This window comes from Rhodovastum atsumiense (assembly GCF_937425535.1).
Classification (GTDB): domain Bacteria; phylum Pseudomonadota; class Alphaproteobacteria; order Acetobacterales; family Acetobacteraceae; genus Rhodovastum; species Rhodovastum atsumiense.
In genome coordinates, this window is the sequence record NZ_OW485601.1 from 1,233,893 (window position 1) to 1,254,241 (window position 20,349).

Sequence of the window (20,349 nt, forward strand, 5' to 3'; positions counted from 1 at the left end):
GCTGCGGCTATCCGGCCGACCCGCGCGTGTAGCGGATCACCAGCCCATCGGCGGTGCCGCCGGTGACCCGCCGCGCCTTCATGGCGGGATCGGCCCCCGGTTGCGACCCCATCCAGGTCTCGTACAGGCCCTCCAGCGCGGCGGCCAGCCACATCCCCGGCGGCTCCCCGGCCCCGCCCACGCCGGGCAGCCCGGCATGGGTGAAGATCACCGCGCGCTCTGCCTCGTGCAGCGTCACCCGCGTGCGTCCCCAGCGGATGCCGGCCAGCACCCCGTTCATTTCCGCCTCCAGCGCCTCCAGCGAACTCACCGGCGCCAGCGGCGCCAGTTGCGCCATCTTCCGCCCCACCGTGCGCAACAGCGCATCCCGTCCGGCCACCCCGGCCTGCGCGTCGATCTCAGCCGCGAATGCCCGCAGAAACAGGCTCACCATGTGTCTCCATTGAAGATGTAGCGCGCGTACAACGAGGCCGCGAACTCGTTCCAGTTGCCGGTGGCCTGATAGCCTGCCCGACCGCCGAGGGTAAGCGACGGACTGATGCGATATTCGATATTGCCGCGCAGATTGCCCGCCAGGCCCGAGGCGCTGCGGCCGGGATAGGTCGTCACCGTGTCCGACGCAGCCTGGTTCTGCAAAGTCCATTGCAGACGGGCATCGTTCGGAAATACCGGCGAGGCGGATTCGCGATAGGTCTGGTAGCCGACCGCGCCGCCCACCGACCAGGTCAGCCCCTCGCCGCGCGAGGTGTAAGTAACCGGCACCATCGCCGCCATGTAGCTCTGCGGGCTGAAATACCCGCCCTGCCCGAGCGAGAAATAACGCAGGTTCCTGCCATAGCCGAAATAGACCAGATCGAGCCCCAGCCGCACTTCCTCGCCGCCCTGGCGCCACACCGCCGTGGAGCCGCCCGCGCCGAATTCGAGCATGGTATTGGGCGCGACCCCCCGGCCGGTCAGCCGCGCGCCGCCGCCACCGCCGTACAGCAGCGCATCCCCGAGGCTCAGCTCCATCTGCGCATGCCCGCCGAGCCGGGTCACCCCCCCCCAGAGCGTGTTGTTGGTGGTGTCGTGCGTCCCGGCATAGGACAGCACCGAATCGGTCACCGCCCGCCGCTCGCCGCGCAGGCGCAACCGCATCCTCTCATTGAGGGCCGGCGACACTTCCACCCCGCCGACCAGGGCCTGCAGCGGGAAGCCGAGCGGGGTGCTGCCGATATCGGCCTTCAGCCAGCCGAGTTCGTAGGCGGCGCTCAACCCGACGCCCTCGGCATGCTGGCTGGGAGCCAGCGGCTTGGATCCGAAGGCCGCCGTGCCGAACTGCGCCTGGCTCGTCGTGCCCGACGCCAGTTGCCCGGCATCGAGGAAGGTCGGCGTGGCACCGATGCTCGCCCGCCCCCGTCCGAGCGGCATGACCAGCATTTCCAGCGGCACGGTGGTCTCGCTGAGCCGGTCGAGGCCCGCCGAACCACTGCGCACGCGCAATGATGGCCCGAGCGAGAGCTTCGGCGCCAGCTCCTGGCGAAGTGTGCCGATCTGGCCGTCAATCTCCCCGAGCGTCGCGTCGCCCGCCCCTGGCGTGGCGCTTGCCACCACCGTCGCGCCGGCGCGGAAGGGATTGGCCGCCGGCACCGCCGGGGGAAAGCCCGACGGCAGTGCGCGCGACAGGCCGCCCGCGCCATCGATACCGACCTGCTGCTCGCGCAGGCTGCGGGCGGTGCGCAGATCCTGCAATGCCCGCCGCGCATTGCCACGGGCCCGCGCCAGCTCGGCCGCGGCCAGCCATGCCACCGGATCGTTCGGCGCCACCTGCGTGCCTTCGCGCGCCAGGGCTTCGGCCCGCTCCCAGTCGCGCGCGGCGATCGCGGCCTGCACCGCCGCGCGCCGCGTCGCCATGTCGGCGGGATCGCGCGCCAGCACCGCGAGGCTGATCTCGAGCGCCCGCCTTGCATCGTCGGTGCCCCGGTACAGCCGCGCCAGCGCCAGGTTCAGCCCCGGATCATCGGGGGACGCCGCCAGCGCCGGCGCCAACTGGTCATAGGCGTCGGCCGGCCGGCCCTGCGTGCCCAGCGCATCGGCGGCCCGTACGGCAAGGCCGTTGCGCAGCCCCTGCAACGCCTGTTGCTGGGCCGGGGTCAGCGCGCCCGTGGCCGGCAGCGAGGCCAGCAACGCCCGCGCGCCGGCATCGTCACCGGCCGAGAGCAGCGCGCCGGCATAGGCAAGGCGCTGCGCCGGCGTGGGCGTGCGCGTGCCCGCCTGGGCGATCGCCAGGGCCTCGCGCGCGCCGGCCGGATCGTGCAACGCCATGAAGCCGCGCGCGATGGCGACGCCGCGCCCGCCATCCGGATCGGGCGCCGCCGCCAGCGCCAGCAGCTTCTGCCGTGCCGCCATCCGGCTGGTCGCGCCCAGCGCCACGGCATCGCGGATCTCGGCCCGTGCCTGGGCCTGCGCCAGCAGCGCCTGCAACTCCGGCCCGCGCGCCGCCGGCGACAGGCGCGTCGCCAGCGCCACGGCATCCTCCGGCCGGTCGTCCTCGATCGCGAACAGCGCCGCGGCCCGCAGCGCCTCGGCCGAGGCACGTCCCTCGGCGAGCCCCGCCATTTCGGCGCGCGCCTCCGCCTTCTGCCCCGACGCGGTGAGCGCCCGCGCGAGATCCAGCCGGATCCAGGGATCGGCCGGAGCCGCCGCGGCGGCGGCCCGCAGCAGCCCGACCTTCTGCGCCGGATCCGACAGCGTCGCGGCGCGCTGGCGCAACCCCTCCGCCCGGACCCGCCCGGCGGCCGGGCTGCCGGCGGCGCCGGCCCGGTCGAGCAGGGCCTCCGCCCCGGCCAGGTCGCCACGGCGGGCCAGCACATCGGCCAGCATGGCCTGCGCCCCCGCGGTATTGCCGCCACGCGCGATCAGGCCACGCAGCACCTGCTCGGCCTCGGCCAGCCGGCCGCGCCGCATCAGGCTGCCGGCGCGTTCGTATTCGTCGCCCACGCCGGCCCCGGCGAGCGCGCCGTCCCAGCGGGACCTGTGCGCCGGATCAGCGGCGATCGCTCGTGCCAGCAGGTCGCGGCCGGACGCCGTCTGGTTCTGCCGCAACCGCACCAACCCCAGGCCGCCGAGCGCGTCGGCGTCGTTTTCATTCGCGGCCAGCACGGCGCGGAAAGCCGCCTCCGCCTCCTGCAGCCTGCCGGCTTCCAGCGCCGCGAAGCCCGCCTGACGTTGCTTCCCCGCCACGTCCGCCGCGCTGAGCGGCGGGTTGCGCGCGGTCTGCAGCCGTTGCGCGATCGCGTCATCGGCCCGCCGCGCCAGGTACGCCTCGTAGGCGGGGATGGCGGAGGCATCGAGGGGCAGCCATTCCAGCGCCTGTCGCCAGGCCCGCTGCGCCCGGGCCGCGGTGGCCGGATCCTGCGCCAGCCCCGCCAGCCGGCCGATGCCGTCCTGACGCGTCTGCGGCCGGTAGGTCAGCAGCTCGGCATAGGCCAGTTGCGCCCGCCGATCCTGCGGATTGGCCGCGAGGCGGGCCAGGCCATCGCGGGCCTGCTCCCAGCCGCCATCGGTGCCGGCCAGGGTCTGGTAGTACTCGACCGCGAGCGGACCCGGCGGCGGCCCCTGGAACAGGCGCTGGTAGCGCGCCACCGCCTCCGCCGCGCGTCCCTCGCGCCCGAGCCGGCGCGCCTCCTCGAGCGCGGCCGGGTCGATCGTGCCGACGCGCAGGGTTTGCTCGATCGTGGCCAGGCGCGGGTCGTCCGGCCGCGCCTCGCGCAGGGCCGCCAGGCTTTCCAGGGCCGCGCGGCGATTGCCCCGCGCCGCCTGCAATTGTGCCTGCAACGCCAGGGCGTCGGGGCTGCGTGGCTCCAGCCGCAACAACTGGTCCAGCGCGCGCTGCGCCGGTTCGTACTGGGCCTGCTGCAGCCAATAGGACGCCTGGTCCAGCAGCACCCGGGCCGCCGCCGGGCGTTCCGTCTGCGCCGCCGCGGGCGGTGCCGCAGTCAGGATCGCCAGCGCCACCGGCAGGATGCGTCGAACCATCGCCATGGCACCTACCCTGCCCGCCGGCGCAGCCGACGCGCGGCACTCCACAGCAGCACGCGCAGCAGCACGAAGCTCAGCACCGCCGCGGCGGCCAGTGTCAGCCCGAGCAGCCAGGCGGGACTGTCGCGCAGCAGCCAGTCGGGCCACAGCCAGGGCGGCAACTCGCCCACCGTGTAGCCCGGGCCGGCACGCCACGAGGTGACCTGCCCCGCCGAGAGCAAGGAAAGGTCCCCCTGGATCCCGGCCAGCATCCTGGGATCGGCCAGCGCCTGCACCATGGCGTCGACGCCCTGCGGCTCGCCGGCCAGCAGCGCCACCAGCGACCGTCCGCCGCCCGCGGGCGCGGCCGCCCCCAGCATCACCGCCTTGCCGCTGCCAAGCGGGGTGGCGAGCGCGGTCGCCGCGGCACGGCGCGCGTCCCCGGTGGGGTCGCCGAACAGCCGCCGCAGTCCCGGCAGCGCATCGGGCAGCGTCACCTGCAGGCTGCCGCCGTCCAGCCGGAACGGGCTCGCCTGCAGCATCCCGGCCGCCGCCGCCATGTGCGACAGCGTCCCCAGCATCAGCACGTCCTTGCCCGCCACCGCCGCCGCCCCGGCGGGGCGCAGCACGCTCAGGCGCAGCGCCGGGAGACCGGTGACGGTCCCCATCCGCCCCATCAATCCCAGGAAGGCCGAGACCTCGACCGTGCCCGGCTGGTCCGGCAGGATCACCACCGTCTCCGCCAGATCCGCCATGCGGGTGAACGGGAAGCCCGCGCCGGCGAAGGCCGCCAGGTCCGGCAGGGAGGCGAAATGATAGGCGTTCGACAGGTCGAGCGTGCTGTCGGCATCCACCGCCAGGCGCAGCTCATCGGGGATCGCCACGCACTCGCCGCGCCGCAGCGGCCGCGCATCGAAGGACAGTTCGAGCTGGTTGCTGCCGAACACCATCCAGGGCGGGATCGCGGCGATGCCGCCGAGCTGCGGCACGCCGAAGCCAAGCTGCCGCAGGCCCCAGTCCCACGGGCCGGCGCGCGATGCCAGCGGAAAGCTGCGCAGATAGAGCCCGTTGATCGACACATCCAGGCGCGAGACGGCAAGGTCCACCACCGGCCCGGGTGGGGCGCGGAAGGCGATGTCCGCCCGGAACGGACGGCGGCGCCACGTATAGAGATCCGGCGGGACGCGGAACGGCACCCGGAAGGTGCCGGGCGCGTAGCCGGTGCCCTGCAGCTCGGTGGCCTCCACCAGTTCGCCGAACCGCACCGGACGGTCGGTCGGCAGCCAGCGCGGGGCATCGAAGGGCAGGCGCGGTGCCGTCGCCGGCGGCTGCACCGTCGCGATGGATCCGCCCAGGAACGGGCCGCCGAGGGCGAGCGCGCTCGCCGCCGCCATCGTCTCCGCCCCGGTGCGGCCGGCCACCACCAGCAGCGTCCCGAGCGGGTCGTTGGGATTGGGCAGCAAGGCGAGCGTCGGTCCGTTGAGCGGGGGCAGCGCCAGCCCGCCGCCCTGTCCATTGGCATCACGCGGGGTGGTGACCAGGATGGCGTTGCCTTCGGCCGGGGCCTCGGTGCCCACGGGAAAGGAGGTGCCGCGATAATCGGCGAGCACGCCAAGCCAGGACGCAACGATGGCCGCGGCCTGCAACGTCTCGTTGGACGCGCCTTCCGCCACCACGAAGGGCAGCACCAGCTTCGTGCGCAGGTTGCGGTCGAAGAAGGGCAGCGGCAGGCGCGCGAGATCGCGTTGCGCCGGCAGCCGCGCCAGGGTCAGCGTCAGCGTGGCGCGATCCGACACGATCGCCCACAGCAGCCCGCTCAGCGGATCGTCGCAGGGCGCCGCGGTGCGACCGGCGAAGCGGAAGTTCAGCCGGTTGCGATCCTGGAAGAAGACCGGGTTGACGACCATTTCCACCGGCCCGAACTGCGGGCGGTCGCGATCGGGCTGGATGGTGCCGACATATTGTTCGTTCAGCGTCACGGTGATCGCGGACTGCTCCGGGACCAGCGCGGGCGAGGTCGCGCCGGCCAGCGACAGCCGCGCATCGGTCACCACCTCGTCGCCACGGATGCCAAACAGCACCCCCTGCAGCGCGCTGGTGCCGCGCATCATCATCGGCTGCTCCACGCCGAGATCGTGCAGGCTCAGCACCACCCGCCGCATGTCGGGCCCGAGCGGCGGCAAGGCCGTGGCTGCGACAGGCGGCGGCGCGGCGGGAAACGGCGATGGCAGGGCCGGCACCGGCGCCGCATAGGGTCGGATCACCGGTGCAGTCACAGGCGGCTGCGGCTGCGCCCGGGCCACCGACGGCAATGCCACCAGCAACGCCACGGTGATGGCCCGGCGCAGGGCAGGACGGCCACGCGGGGGCAGCATGTAGCTCTGCCGGCTCAGCGTGCCGCCCGCCCCTGACCGGGCGAGCGCCGGGGGCGGGGGCGGCGGATCCGACGGCGCGAGGAACTGCCCGCGCGGGCGGAACAGCCCGCGGATGCTCACCAGCACGCGCCACAGGCTGAGCAGCGGCCGGTCCTTCTCGTAGCGATCCCATTCGAGCCACGCATCGGCCCGGCCGAACACGACCTGCACGATGCGGCTTTCCACGGCGATGTCGTCGATGCGCCAGAACACCTGCAGCGTCTGGTTGTCCCACCGCTGCGCCGTGGCGGGGATCAGGATCCGCTCCGCGCCCACGCTGAACTCGAGATCGACCGGCGTGCCCGCCGGCACGTCATCGACCATGTCCATGCGCATGGCCCCGCCGCTGAGCGAGAGATTGTAGGAATGGCCCTGCGCGGCACGGCCATCCGGCAGCAGCAGCGTCACCGGCAGCCGGGCGCGCACACGGGCGTTGCGACGGATCTGCCGCGTCTCCCGCCCGACCGCCAGCGCCGCCATGACCACCACCAGGCTGAAGCTCACCCAGATCGAGTTCAGCAGCAGCGCCTGGAACGCGAGCGTGTCGGGATGCCCGAACAGCAACCCCCAGAGGCCGCGCGCCAGCCCGGCCGCGAGCACCAGCGCCAGCAGCAGGTTCGGGTACACCGCCCGCATGTCGAAATAGCCGCTGCCGAGCAGCCCTCCCTTGTCGGTGACGTTGAACTTGCCCTTGCGCGGCGACAGCAGGGTCTGCAGCGTCACCCGCACCAGGAACAGCGCCAGCACGGTCTCGTAGATTTCGCTCCAGTAGGAATGCCGCCAGCGTCCCTGGATGCGCGCGCTGGTCGCCACCGAATGGAAGATGTGCGGCAACGCATAGGCCACGATGGCCAGCGGCGAGGCGGCAATGATGCTCTGGCCCAGCAGCAGGAAGGCCAGCGGCGCGGTCAGGAACACCAGCCGCGGCAGGGCAAACAGCCAGTGGATCGTCGCGCTGAAATAGCAAAGCCGCTGGCCCAGGCTCAGCCCCGGCCCGAACAGCGGGTTGTCGATGCGCAGGATCTGCAGGTTGCCGCGCGCCCAGCGCATGCGCTGGCCGATATGCAGGATCAGCCGCTCGGTGGCGAGCCCGGCCGCGAGCGGGATGCGCAGATAGGCCGAGCGCCAGCCGCGCCGGTGCATCTTCAGCGCGGTATGGGCATCCTCGGTCACCGTCTCGACCGCCACCCCGCCGACGCTGTCCAGCGCGGCGCGGCGCATCACCGCGCAGGAGCCGCAGAAGAACGTGGCATCCCAGAAATCGTTGCCGTCCTGGATGATGCCGTAGAACAGGTTGCTCTCGGCGGGGACGCGCGTGCCGGCGGCAAGGTTGCGCTGGAACGGATCGGGCGAATAGAAGTAATGCGGCGTCTGGATCAGGGCGAGCCCCGGATCGCGCAGCATCCAGCCCATGGTCAGTTGCAGGAAGGCGCGGGTCGGCACGTGGTCGCAGTCGAAGATGGCGATGAACGCGCCATCGGTCAGCCGCATCGCGTGATTGAGGTTGCCCGCCTTGGCATGGCTGTTGTCGGGGCGGATGATGTAGCCGCAGCCGCACTCTTCGGCAAAATCGCGGAAGTCCCGCCGCCGCCCGTCATCGAGGATCCAGACCTGCATCTTCTCGCGCGGCCAGTCCATGTTCATGGCCGCCAGCACGGTGGCCCGCACCACCGAAAGGTCCTCGTTGTAGGTGGGGATGTAGACATCGACCGTCGGCCATTGCGCCGGATCGTCCGGCAGCGGCACCGGCTTGCGCTCCAGCGGCCAGATCATCTGCATGTAGCCGAGCGCCAGCACCAGGATGGCGTAGAGCTCGGCGGTCGCCAGGCCGGCCCCGAGCAGCCATTGCAGCGTGGTGGTGAACTCCAGCGTCTCGGTGAAGCGCCACAGGATGTAGCGCAGCGACATCGCCGCCGAGAGCACCATCAGGAACAGCGTCATCGGCCGCCCCGCCACGCGGTTGCACAGCAGGAACAGCAGCATGGTGCCCCCGGCGAGGGCCGCCTGATGCTCCGGATCGAGCGCCACCGTCGCCGTCGTCCACAGCAGCACCAGGCCAACCGGCCCGAGCAGACCGAGCATGACCCATTCCGGCCAGCTCACGCGGCCGCCGCCCGCGAGGATCGGGCGCTCGGGCGCAGGGGTCATGCCGGCACTCCCCCAAGGGAGGCCGCCTCCGCCCCCTGCCCTGGTGTCGTGGCCGGCACCGACAGCCGCCCGGCAATCGCCGCCGCCAGTTGCGCGAGATCCTGCGCCGCCTTCGCGCCCGGGGCGTACTCCGCCACCGGAAGCTGCGCCGCGATCGCCTCTCCCACGTTCTCGTCGCGATAGACGCACCCGAGCAGCCTGTCGCCGAGCTGCCGCGACATCACCTCGGCAATCGCGGGCGCGAGCCGGGGGCGCGGATCGAACTGGTTCAACGCGAACACCACGCGCTCCGGCGCCTGCCCCCCCAACAGGTCCCCTCGCTCGATCGCCGGGATCAACGCGGCCGAGGCGGCATCCGCCAGCAGCACCGCCACCGTCAGGTCGGCGAGCTTCGTCACCGCGCCGAGTTGCGGGGTCGGGCCCGACATGGTGTCCACGACCACGTGCAACTGCGGATGCGCTACCAGCATTTCCCGCAGCGGATCCACGAGCAGTCCGGGATCAGCGGCGATGGCGGCCGCCAGCGCCAGGGCGGCGCCATGGCTGCACGGCCCGTGCGCGAGCAGGCACACGCCCGGGGCCGTCATCCGCGCGCAGCGTCGCCAGTCCGGCCGTGCCGCCAGCCGGCTGGTAAAGGCCATGGCATCGTCGAGCGGCACGCCGAAGGTCAGCCGCAACGCATTCTGCGGGTCGATGTCGATCGCCACCACTTCCCGCCCCGTCCGCACCAGTTCGCAGGCGACGTTGGCCGCGAGCGTGGTCTTGCCCACGCCACCTTTCGGGGAGGCGAAACAGATCAGCGGCATGCCGGTGCTCCGGCGCCCGCGACGGCCAGGGTGGGATCGGACCGCATCGGATCCTAAAGGCGTCGGAACAGGTCGTGCAGCCCGGCTTCCGCCGTGGCCGGCGCGGCCTGGCCGCGCAACACGCGGAACACGTGATCCAGCGGCGTCAGGGTTCCCGTGGCGGCGGCGGGCCCGGTTGCGGGCGAGGGCGGAGGCGACGGCGTGGGCACCGGGGAAGCGGCCGGTGGCGGCGCGGCGACAGCCGGGGGGGAAGCGGTGCCCTGGGTCGCCGGCGCCGATACGGATGCGGCCGGCGCCGGGGCGGCCGCCACGACGTCCGCCTCGCCCTGCGGGAGGGGCGTCGTCAGCCTGAATTCCGGTAATGCTTCCCTCAGCAATGGAAACCGCAGCGAAGGGTCTGGATCGGCTGGCACCGCCTGTGGCTCCAGGCGCACCCGGTTGTGGGCAAAGCTTCGGTACGGCATCGCCGGCGCGTCGATCGATGACAGCGCCCGCCCGATATCTGCGTCCCGCGCGCCCGTCACGTCGCACTCTCCCGCCAGGCGATGCGGGAGAGCATCACCAGGGCTGCACCGTAATAGTCCTGCGTCGCGGCGATCCGCGGCAGAGCGGCCGCGCCATCGGGCGTGCGATCGGTGGTCATGACCAGTTGCGCGATCGCCGCCATGCCGGGATTGGCGCCGTACGGGGCAGTCGCATCATTGGTCAGGTCGATCCAGGCCGGGGCCCCGGCCGGGAACGACGACCAGTAGGCGCCGAAGGACGCCATCAACTCCGGCGCCTCCACGCCCCCCCAGGCGAGATAGAGCGGCACCCGGATCGCATCGAAGGAAAACCGTGCCGGCCATCCCGGCGCCGGGACCAGCCCAGTCTCCGCCGTGCGCGGCACCTGCAGCCAGTCCGGCGGCAGCCGCCAACGGCCGAACCGCCCGGCCTGCAGCAATGCCACCGCATCCCGGCGCAGTTGCGCCCAGCGCGGCGAAGGCACCAGCAAGGCCAGCTCGGCCAGGGCCGGGAATGCGTAATAGGATGGATTCACCACAACCGATGCCGGGGTCTCGAAGCCGCTCAGGCCGGGCAGCAGCACGCTGCGCCCATCCACCTCAGAGACCAGCAGCCGCAGTACGTCGCGCGCGATCGCCGTGGCCGCCTCGGCATGCGCCGGATTGCCCCAGCGCCGGGCCGCCCGTGCCAGGGCGGCGGCGATGAACAGGTCGCCATCGGTGGCGTTGTTCGGATCGGCCACCTTCACATCGGCCTGCGGCACATAACGCCAGGCATGCAGGGCGTCATCCCGCCGGCGCAACGCCCGGGTGGTCCAGCCGAGAATGCGATCGAAGGCCCCCCGGTCCCCCAGGGTGGCCGCCAGGAACAATCCCCAGCCCTGGCCCTCGGAATGCGAGACGCCGTCGTTGCCGGTATCCAGGATGCGTCCGTCCCGGCTGAGGAAACGGGATCGGAACCGGTTCCATTCCGCCAGGTCGTCTGCCTCCGCCGCCTGCGACCGGCACGGCAGGATGACCGGCGCCACCAGCGACGCGACGGCCCGCGTCAGGACCCTGCGCCGCCCCGGGCCAGGGACACGACGGGTGTCAGGAAGAACCTCGGTTTGCTGCATGCCTCACCAGCCATTTCAGAAGCGGACGTCATTCCGCAGCAGGCCGCCCCACTTCCCCGCCACGAAGCGACGCACAGCACAAATTTACGCAAATTCACATATTTATGATGCCAAAGACTACCATGATCCCACGAAGATAAGCAACTAATGCGTGATTTCTGCAATGAACACACGGGAATGAAGATAGGTTTTTCAACTTATACACGAGATTTACCGCGCGACTTCTGCGCCTTCCGGAACGGCTTCAGCCCTGCCTGGACGGCCGTGGCACTTTCCACCCATGCACCCACCGCAGTGCAGGCCAGAGGGGAATGCAACAAAATACGGACCGGCCCCCGCCTGGGGACCGGTCCGTTTCAGCGCGGCGACGACGTCGCTGTTGCTTAGTGCGGCTTGGTCCGTCCCAGCTCGGCGACGGCGGCGGCGACACTGCACCAGTGGTCGTATTGTGCGGCCTGTCCGGCGGCCTGCGCCTCCGCGGCCCGCTCCTGCGCAAACGCCGAGGCCCGCAGGCCGTAGCGATCCAGCAGTGACCGGGCGGTCTGGATCGGATCATGTGACGAAACGGGCGTTTCCATGACGAGACTCCCTTCCGAACAAGGCAATTCTTACCAAAACGCGGGCGTGGCGGTAATGGTTGCCGGCCGATTTGCCTCTCCCGCCCGGCCCGGATATGCCCCTTCCGGCAACTTTCGGTGGAGCCCGGATGCCCTTTTCCAGCGAACGCGCCCTCGCGCGGGCCGCACTGGCCATCCTGCTGCTGCTGCCGCTGCTGTTCATGCACGCCAGGGCCGGCGCCGAGATCGGCATCGCCTTGCTCGACCTCGCCTTCCTCGGCCACTGCGCCCGGCAGCGGGACTGGGGCTGGCTGCGACGCGGCTGGGTGCCGATCGGCGCCATCTGGTGGCTCTGGCTGGTGATCTGCTCGCTGCCGGGACTCGGCATCGGCGGCTGGCACAGTTTTGCCCAGGCCCTCGCGGCCGTGCGCTTCCTGCTGCTGGTGGCGGCGCTGGAACAGTGGCTGCTGGTCGAGCCGGCGCCACGGCGCTGGCTGCAGGGCGTGCTGAGCGCGGCGGCGCTCTACATCGCCGCCAACGCCCTGCTGCAGTTCGTGGCGGGACGGAATCTCTGGGGCTGGCCACGCTATGCCGACGGCTCGCTGTCCGGCCCGTTCCAGAAGCCGCGCGCCGGCGCACCGCTCTCGCGCCTGCTGTTCCCGGCGATCCTGCCACCGGTCATGCGCCTGCTCGGAGAAGGGCGCGGCCGGGCCATCGCCGGCGGAGCACTGGCCGTCGCGGGGGTCGGCACCATCGTGCTGATCGGGCAGCGCATGCCGCTGATGCTGACCCTGCTCGGCCTACTGGTCTCCGGGCTGCTGCTGCGGCGGCTGAGGCCGGTGGTGCTGGTCTGCCTGGTCGCCGGCACCGCACTGCTCGGCGCCACCGCGGTGATCTCGCCACCGACCTGGTACCGGCTGGTGACGAAATTCTCGTACCAGATGCAGACCTTTCCCGACAGCGAGTACGGCCTGATCGCCGCACGCGCCGTCGTCATCGCCAGCCAGCACCCGCTGTTCGGACAGGGCTTCGACGGGTTCCGCAACGCCTGCCCGGATCCACGGACCTGGAAAGGATGGTCGGCGGCGACACAGAATGCCGCGGACGGCGGCGGCACCGCTCCCTGCAACATCCATCCGCATAATCATTACCTGCAGATGGTGACTGATGCGGGGCTGCCGGGGCTGGCGCTGTTCTGCGCACTGGTGACGGCCTGGTTGATCGGGATGCTGCGCCGCCTCGGCCCCGATCCGGCGCCGTTGCGCGTCGGCCTGTTCGTGGGCGTGCTGCTGGAACTGTGGCCGATCGCCTCGACCAGCAGCTTCTATGCGACCGAACTGATGGGGTTCATGTACGTCATGCTGGGGCTGGGACTCGCCGAGGCACGGGCCGCCGGGAAAGCATCAGAAAAAAGGCAAGGGCTCCGCCCTTGACCCGCCAAGGGCCACAAGGCCCTTGGATCCCATTCGCGCTGCGCGGCAAAGCCTAACGAGCAGCCGACAGTACCTCACCGATATCACCGCCGGGATCAATGCCGAGCACGTGGCGGCTGTGCCAGAGCGCATAGAACAACAGACTCCAGGCCGGCTGCGGCGCAGCCTCAGCCGAAGCGAACGCGGCCCGCACCCGTTCCGCTGGCACCACTTCGGCGATCCCCGGCTGCGCCGCCACCAGTTCACCCAGCATCGCCGCATCAGCCGCCATCCACGCACCGACCGGCGGCTTGAATCCCTTCTTGCGCGCCCAGGCCCCCGCTTCGGGGAAGGCGCGGGCCAGCCAGGCGCGCAGCAGCACCTTGCCGAAGCGCAGGCCCCCCTTCCGGGAATCGGGCAACCGGAAAGCGAAGCCGGCCACCACCGGATCCAGGAACGGCGTGCGGCCTTCCACCCCATGCACCATCAGGCAACGATCCAGCTTGCCCAGCAGGTCGTTGGGCAGCCATTCCGCAATGTCGATCGCCTGCGTCACCTGCAGCGGCGACCGGTCCCCCGTCCCGGCGGCCGCTTCCGCCTCCACCAGCCCTTCCCGCCAGCCGGCCAGTTCCCGCGCCTCGCCGAACAGGCCCTTCGTACGCGGCGGCCGGGTCAGCCAGCGCAGCGGCGCCCGCCGCTTGCGATAGCGGGAATAGCCGCCGAACAACTCGTCCGCGCCCTCTCCGCACAGCGTCACCTTCAACCCATCCGCCCGCGCCGCCCGCCCGAGCATCCAGGTCGGCAACACCGCCGCATCCGCCGTCGGATCATCGATCGCCGCCGCGATCCGCGGCGCGAAGGCCGTGAAGTCGCGCCGGCTCATTTCCAGCCGATGGCATTCGGCGCCCATCGCGGTCGCCAGCCGCTCGGCCTCGCGGCTTTCGTCGACCGCGCCCCCCCCCTCCCAGCCACAGGTCAGGACGCGGATGCGCGTCCCCGCGGCGCGCGTCATCAGCGCCAGCAACGCCGAGGAATCGATCCCGCCGGACAGGAACAGCCCATACGGCACGTCCGAGCGCAGATGCACCGCGGTGCTGTCCAGCAACACCCGCTCCAGCTCCGCGAGGGCGGCGCCGCGGCCGATCGCGACCGGGGGGCCATCGGGCAGCGCGGCGCGCCGGCGGCGTTCCACCACCTCCCCGCCCTCGATCACCAGCGTCTCGCCCGGCAGCACCCGCCGCACCCCCGGAAAGATGGTGTCGGCACCGGTGGTGAACTTGAGCTGCAGCAGCTCGGCCCGGCGCAGCGGATCGACCGTGGCCGGCACCAGTCCCGCCGCGCACAGCGCCTGCGGCTCCGAGGCGAAGGCGAACAGCAACGAGGTCTGCAGGTAATATAACGGCTTGATGCCGAACGGATCGCGCGCCAGCACCAGCCGCCGCCGGCGCGGATCGTGGATGGCGATCGCGTACATGCCGCGCAGCGCCTCGGCGAAGCCGATGCCATCGCGCTCGTAGAGGAACACGGCCGGCTCGCAGTCGGACCGGGTGCGGAACGGCGTGCCGGCCATGGCCGCCCGCAATTCGATGTTGTTGTAGATTTCCCCGTTGGCCACCAGCGCCGCCCCGCCGGGCGCGAACAAGGGCTGGTCGCCGGTCTGCAGGTCGATGATGGCGAGCCGGTTGTGCAACAAGGCCACCCCGTCGCGCAGCAACCGCCCGCGCCCGTCCGGGCCACGATGGGCCAGGGCCTGTTCCAGCCGGTCCAGCAGCACGGAATCGGGCCCGGCCCCATCCCGCGTCATCACGCCCGCGATTCCGCACATGGCAACGGGGCTTACAACGCCCCGCGCACGCGCGCCAGCAACGTGCTATCGCCGGCATTCATGCGAATCCTGTTCGTGACGTCCAACCGGATCGGCGACGCGGTACTCTCGACCGGACTGCTCGATCACCTGCTGCGGACCTGCCCGGAGGCCCGCTTCACCGTCGCCTGCGGTCCGGTGGCCGAGGGCGTGTTCATCCGCATGCCCAGGCTCGAACGCCTGATCGTGATGGAGAAACGACCCTGGGGCCGGCACTGGCTGCCGCTCTGGGCCCATGCCGCCAGCCGGGTCTGGGACCTGGTGGTGGACATCCGTGGCTCCGGCCTGTCCTGGATGGTGCCGACCCGCCGGCGCGCGGTGATGCGGCGCTCGCCCGGGCACAAGATCGCGCAGCTTGGCGCGATCCTGGGGCTCGACCCGCCGCCCTTGCCGGTCACCTGGACCGCCCCCGAGGACCGGGCCCGCGCCGCCGCCCTGCTGCCGCCGGGACCGCTGGTCGCGCTGGGCCCGACCGCCAACTGGACCGGCAAGGTCTGGCCGGCGGACCGTTTCGTGGCGCTGCATCGCGCGCTCAGTGCCGACGGCCCGCTGCGCGGTGCCCGCCCGGTGATCCTGGCCGGGCCGGGCGAGCAGGAACGCGCGCTGGCGGCGCCGGTGCTGGCCGCCCTGCCCGACGCGGTCGACCTGTGCGGCCGCCTGTCCTTGCCGGAAGCGGCCGCGGTGCTGACCGGAAGCGGGCTGTTCGTGGGCAACGATTCCGGCCTGATGCACCTGGCCGCGGCCGCGGGGACCCCGACACTCGGCCTGTTCGGCCCCACCCCGGCCGAGGAATACAGCCCCGCCGGCCGCCATACCGCGATCGCACGCGCGCAAGGTCCCGCCATGCAAGACCTGTCCGTTGCCGCCGCGCTGACGGCGGCGCAAAGCCTGATCGCCACGGCGGTCCCGGCATGACCCGCGTGGCCCACGTCATGGCCGGCGCCCGCAACGGCGGCGCCGAGCTGTTCTTCGAGCGGCTGTGCCTCGCCCTGCATGCCGCCGGCGATCAGGTGCTGCCGGTCATCCGCACCGACACCGTCCGGGCGGCCCGGCTGCGCGCGGGCGGGCTGGAGCCGGCGCAATTCCCTTTCGGCACCCCGCTGGATCTGCTGACCCGGCTGCGCCTCGGCCGCGCCCTGCGCGGCTTCGCCCCGCGCGTGGTGGTGAGCTGGATGAACCGCGCCAACCTGCACACGCCGCGCGGCGACTGGGTGTCGGTGGGACGGCTGGGGGGGTATTACGATCTGCGCTACTACCGGCGCTGCGATCACCTGGTCGGCAACACCCGCGGCATCGTGGCCTGGCTGCGCCGCCAGGGCTGGACCGAGGCGCGCACCCATTACCTGCCGAATTTCGTCACCGATTTCGCCGCGACACCCCCGGCCGCGGACCTCCCGTCCGGGCGGCCGCTGCTGCTCGGGCTCGGGCGGCTGCACACCGACAAGGGATTCGACGTCGCCATCCGGGCGCTGCCGCATGTGCCCGGCGCGGTGCTGGCCATCGCCGGCGAGGGGCCGGAACTGCGGGCGCTGCAGACCCTGGCCCGGCGCGAGGGCGTGGCCCAGCGCGTGCGCTTCCTGGGCTGGCGCCACGATGCCGGGGCATTGCTCAAGGCCGCCGACCTGTTCGTCTGCTCGAGCCGCATCGAGCCGCTCGGCAACATGGTGATCGAGGCCTGGTCGGCCGGCTGCCCGCTGGTGGCCGCCGCGGCGGCGGGCCCGGCCGAACTGGTGCGCGATGGCGAGGACGGGCTGCTGGTCGGCAGCGAGGACCCGCTGGCCCTGGCCGAGGCGATCGGCGCCCTGCTGGAAAGCCCGGCCCGGCGCGCGGCCCTGGCGCAAACCGGACGGGCGCGTTTCGAGGCGGAGTTCGCGCTCACCCCGGTGGTCGCACGTTGGCAGCGCTTCCTGGCGGAGGTCGGAAACTGATACCGCGAGCCCGCCGGACGTCGCCGTGATCAGCCGCGGTGCCGCAACCGCGTGCGCTGCAAGGCCAGGCCGGTCACCGTCAGCAGGACGCCACCGTCACTGAGTTCGATGATCTTCGACACCATCCCGCGTTGCTGCAGCAGATCAATCGCCGCGGCGACGCGGGCCGGTTCACTGGTAATCCGGGCACGGCGCAACGCCGCCTCCACATCGGCCTGGCCGTGACGGCTGCGCAGCGCCATCTCGGTCAGGGCCGCCAGCACCGTCATCGCCAGCATCTCGCTTCCCGCCGCCTCCGGCGAACCGGCCGCTGCCGGTGCCACCGCAGCCGCGTCAGCCGTCACCGGCGGGAATTGCACATCCTGAAGCACGGTCTGGTCCCTCGGCCACAGGCACAACGCCTTATGGTTGATAGTTCCAAACTGTTGCACGCGTGCCGGGGGCGGCAAAGGCAAACATTTGTATCTTCACGCGGAAGTTATCACCCAAGGGGAACTTTCGGGACGATACCTGCAGCCAGCGCGATGCGAACCACTTCGGCGAGGCTGTGGCAGGCCAGCTTTTCCATGACGTTGGCGCGATGGATCTCCACGGTGCGTGGACTGATCCCCAGTTCGTGTGCGATCGCCTTGTTGGGCCGCCCCTCGACCAGCAGCAGCAGGACGTCGTGTTCGCGCGGGGTCAGCGCCGCGATCCGGGCAGAGGCGGCCTCGGCGGTCGATTGCTGCTGGCGCACGTCCTCCATGCGGGTGAGCGCCGCGCGCACCGCCCGCATGATGTCCTCCCCCGAATAGGGTTTCTCGATCAGGTCGACCGCCCCGGCCTTCATGGCGCGCACCGCCAGCGGCACGTCGGCATGGCCGGTCACCACGATCACCGGATGCGGCACGCCACGCGCGGCGAGCTCGGCCTGCAAGGCCAGCCCGTCCATGCCGGGCATGCGCACATCCACGATCAGGCAGCCCGGCGCGAGTCGGTCGGCCGCGGCCAGCAGCGCCTCGGCCGAAGCGTAGGTCGTGCTGACATAGCCGAACGAGGTGAGCAGCAGGGCGAGCGAGCGCCGCACTGCCTCGTCGTCGTCCACCACGTGCACCACATAGGCGGGCTTGCCGGCGTCACCCGCCACGGTGTCGGCGCCGGCCGGAGCCCCCCCCGATTCTCCTTGTGATCTGCTCATCCGATTGCTCCAGGCTGACGGGCGGGCGGCAGCACGATGCGGAACACGGTGCCGTCCGGCCCGGTCTCTGCGCAGAGGCGGCCGCCATGGCCCTCGATGATGGTGCTGCAGATCGCCAGTCCAATGCCCATGCCATCGGGCTTGGTGCTGACGAAGGGTTCGAACAGGCGGGCGCGCACTTCCACCGGCAGGCCGGGGCCATTGTCGACGACAGCGATCTCGACCTCACCCTGCGCCGCGGTGGCGGCGGAAAGCACGATGCTTCCCCCGGCCTTGTCACCGCCCCCGGCCTCCGGCTGTCCCCGGATCGCCTCGGCGGCGTTGCGGACGAGATTGAGCAGGACCTGCTGGATCTGGGTGCGGTCGGCCATGGCCCAGAGCGGGCCATCGGGCCGGTGCACCACCAGCCGGATGGGGCCGAGAATGGCGCTGGCATGCACCAGGTCCTCGGCCTCGCCGAGCAGTTCGCCCAGCTCGACCAGCCGCAGTTCCGCCTCGCCCCGGCTGACGAACTCGCGCAGGCGCCGGACGATCTCGCCGGCGCGCTGCACCTGGGTGCCGGCCTCGCCCAGCGCCGCCGGCACCGTCTCCTGCAGCTCGGCCGAGGGCGTGCCATGCGCGAGCATCCGCCGGATCGCCGCCATGAAGTTGCTGGCCGCGGCCAGCGGCTGGTTCAGCTCGTGCGCGAGCCCGCTGGCCATCGCCCCCATCGCCGAGAGCCGGGTGACCCGCAGCAATTCGGCCTGGGCAGCGCGCAACCGCGCCTCGGCGGCACGCTGGTCGGCCACGTCGCGCATCACCGAAACGACGCCGCTCACCTCGCCGCGCGGACCGCGCCAGGGCGATTTGGTGATCGAGAAACTGCGCTGCCCGCCATCGGCGGGCGTCCACGGTGCCTCGATGGTCACCGGGGTGGCCGTGGCCAGCACCTCGCGATCCGCCTGTTCCATCTGCGCGGCCAGCTCGGCGGGGAACAGCTCGGCGGGATGCCGCCCGAGCACCCGCCACTCGTCCTCGCCCATGCCGTGTGCGGCGAGGCCGGCGCGGTTGACCAGCACGTAGCGGCCGGTGCGATCGGTCACATGAATGATATCCGCCGTCCCGTTGACCACCGAGGCGAGCAGCTCGGCGCCGGTGCGGGCCTCCCGCAGGGCGATCCGCTCGGTTTCCTGGCGGCGGCGCAGCATCGATTCGGCGCGGAGCTGGGCCGCGCGCAGGGCCTCGAGCTCGGCCACGAGAAACGGCCGCGTCGCGGCCGGCGGATCGATGCCGGCGGTGATCGCCTGGGCCCGGGTGCCGAGCAGGGTGATCGGCTGCACCAGCCGCGCCGCCAGCCAGAGCGCCAGGCAGACGGCGAAGGCCGCGACCAGCGCGAAGGCGCCGGCGTGGTGCAGCAGCGGCTGCGACCAGATGACGCGGGTGTCCGGCAGCTTCTGGCTGACCACTACGAGCCAGTCCGGGGCGACGGCGATGCGCGCGAAGGCATGCACCATGGGGGTGCCGTCCGCGGCGGCCCCCTCCGCATGGCCGGTGACACGGCCATTGGCGGCGGCCAGCAGCCCCAGCGGGTGTCCCAGGTCCGGCCCATCCGCGACCGGGCGACGCGCCGCCACAGTTCCGGCCGCATCGAGCACATCGACCGCGACATCCGCCGCCAGGCCCTGGCGCTCGATCATCTGCAGCAGCCGGGGTTCGGTCAGCAGGGTATCGATCACGCCGACGATGCTGCCGTCGCGCAGCACCGGGACGGCCAGCGCGGCGGCGGACTGCACGGCATTCCGTGCCGTCACGTTGACCAGCCCGGCCCGCAGCGAGGCCGGCATGTCGCCCGTCCCGCCCGTCCCGCCCGGTGCGGCATCGGCGGCGGTGCAGAGCGGCGCCTCGGCCGGCGCACTCGCCGGGCGGGCCTGCACCCGCGCGGTGCCGTTGGGCCCCCGCAACACCAGGCGGGCATCGATCGAACGCGCCAGATCGGCGGCCCGCGCACGATAGGCGGCCTGGCGATCGGGCCCCTCCAGATCGGGACCGGGCCCCAGCGCCGCCAGCGCCAGCGCCAGACCGGCAATGTCACGGTCGATGGTCAGCGCCACTCCCCTTGCGGCGGCTTCGAGGCCACGTTCCTGTTCGGCCCGCTGCATTGCGACGTCGTCGGCCAGATCGACGAAGCTGATCAGGGCGGCGGGCAGGAGGATGGCAAGCGCCAGGCCAAGCAGGCAGCTCCGCAGGCTCACGCTGATATGTACGCGAGCGCTGGCCGACCCACCCATGGATCGACCGGTCATGTCCAGCGGACGCCAGGGGGGGGCCGAGCCGAGAATGACGTTCTCCAGGACAGCAAATGGTCCTAAGGGGATTATCTCATGCGTGGACGGACGAGGGAACCACCCTCGGCCATGGCCACGCTAATGTACTCGCCCCTGGCTGGC

The 20,349-nt window shown here is 72.0% G+C and carries 14 protein-coding genes; 3 read left to right on the top strand and 11 right to left on the bottom strand.

Features of this window, described 5'->3' with window-relative positions:
• Positions 1-7: 7 nt before the first annotated feature.
• The 7 genes from bcsD to NBY65_RS05485 all read right to left on the bottom strand — a co-directional run bounded on the left by bcsD (position 8) and on the right by NBY65_RS05485 (position 11,563).
• A complete protein-coding gene (bcsD, locus tag NBY65_RS05455; RefSeq protein WP_162530351.1) occupies positions 8-430 on the bottom strand; it encodes a cellulose biosynthesis protein BcsD in 423 nt (140 codons plus the stop codon).
• The gene (locus tag NBY65_RS05460; RefSeq protein WP_284347511.1) at positions 427-4,017 is read right to left on the bottom strand and encodes a cellulose biosynthesis protein BcsC; all 3,591 of its coding nucleotides are present in this window, start codon (positions 4,015-4,017) and stop codon (positions 427-429) included. Before NBY65_RS05460 ends, bcsD begins: the two co-directional genes overlap by 4 nt.
• Positions 4,018-4,028: 11 nt before the next feature.
• A complete protein-coding gene (bcsA, locus tag NBY65_RS05465; RefSeq protein WP_150038498.1) occupies positions 4,029-8,561 on the bottom strand; it encodes a UDP-forming cellulose synthase catalytic subunit in 4,533 nt (1,510 codons plus the stop codon).
• Entirely contained in the window at positions 8,558-9,367 is an 810-nt protein-coding gene (locus tag NBY65_RS05470; RefSeq protein WP_150038496.1) for a cellulose synthase operon protein YhjQ/BcsQ, read from the bottom strand. Before NBY65_RS05470 ends, bcsA begins: the two co-directional genes overlap by 4 nt.
• Positions 9,368-9,420: 53 nt before the next feature.
• Entirely contained in the window at positions 9,421-9,891 is a 471-nt protein-coding gene (locus NBY65_RS05475) for a hypothetical protein (protein ID WP_150038494.1), read from the bottom strand.
• Positions 9,888-10,985 (bottom strand): glycosyl hydrolase family 8, encoded by a 1,098-nt coding sequence (locus NBY65_RS05480; protein ID WP_150038492.1) that lies wholly within the window; start codon positions 10,983-10,985, stop codon positions 9,888-9,890. Before NBY65_RS05480 ends, NBY65_RS05475 begins: the two co-directional genes overlap by 4 nt.
• A gap of 383 nt (positions 10,986-11,368) precedes the next feature.
• Positions 11,369-11,563: a hypothetical protein gene (locus NBY65_RS05485; RefSeq protein ID WP_150038490.1), complete on the bottom strand. Its 195-nt coding sequence runs from the start codon at positions 11,561-11,563 to the stop codon at positions 11,369-11,371.
• Positions 11,564-11,691: 128 nt separating this feature from the next.
• Here NBY65_RS05485 and NBY65_RS05490 point away from each other — a divergent pair, with 128 nt between their 5' ends.
• Positions 11,692-12,975 carry an O-antigen ligase family protein gene (locus NBY65_RS05490; protein ID WP_162530350.1) on the top strand — a complete coding sequence of 428 codons (1,284 nt, stop codon included), beginning with the start codon at positions 11,692-11,694 and terminating at the stop codon, positions 12,973-12,975.
• A gap of 52 nt (positions 12,976-13,027) precedes the next feature.
• On the opposite strand, the gene asnB is transcribed toward NBY65_RS05490, so the two are convergent.
• Positions 13,028-14,779: an asparagine synthase (glutamine-hydrolyzing) gene (gene asnB, locus NBY65_RS05495; RefSeq protein WP_150038486.1), complete on the bottom strand. Its 1,752-nt coding sequence runs from the start codon at positions 14,777-14,779 to the stop codon at positions 13,028-13,030.
• A 60-nt stretch (positions 14,780-14,839) separates the two neighbouring features.
• Between asnB and NBY65_RS05500 the strand changes: the two genes are divergently transcribed.
• Positions 14,840-15,733, top strand: coding sequence for a glycosyltransferase family 9 protein (locus tag NBY65_RS05500; protein WP_150038484.1), 894 nt, complete (start codon positions 14,840-14,842; stop codon positions 15,731-15,733).
• Positions 15,730-16,746: a glycosyltransferase gene (locus NBY65_RS05505; protein WP_150038482.1), complete on the top strand. Its 1,017-nt coding sequence runs from the start codon at positions 15,730-15,732 to the stop codon at positions 16,744-16,746. The genes NBY65_RS05500 and NBY65_RS05505 overlap by 4 nt, the downstream gene beginning before the upstream one ends.
• Before the next feature lie 29 nt (positions 16,747-16,775).
• On the opposite strand, the gene NBY65_RS05510 is transcribed toward NBY65_RS05505, so the two are convergent.
• The 3 genes from NBY65_RS05510 to NBY65_RS05520 all read right to left on the bottom strand — a co-directional run bounded on the left by NBY65_RS05510 (position 16,776) and on the right by NBY65_RS05520 (position 20,154).
• Complete coding sequence (locus NBY65_RS05510) at positions 16,776-17,117, bottom strand: hypothetical protein (RefSeq protein ID WP_150038480.1); 342 nt, start codon at positions 17,115-17,117, stop codon at positions 16,776-16,778.
• Between the two features lie 110 nt (positions 17,118-17,227).
• Positions 17,228-17,923: a response regulator transcription factor gene (locus tag NBY65_RS05515; protein ID WP_150038478.1), complete on the bottom strand. Its 696-nt coding sequence runs from the start codon at positions 17,921-17,923 to the stop codon at positions 17,228-17,230.
• Entirely contained in the window at positions 17,920-20,154 is a 2,235-nt protein-coding gene (locus NBY65_RS05520; protein ID WP_150038476.1) for a PAS domain-containing protein, read from the bottom strand. Before NBY65_RS05520 ends, NBY65_RS05515 begins: the two co-directional genes overlap by 4 nt.
• Positions 20,155-20,349: the final 195 nt, after the last annotated feature.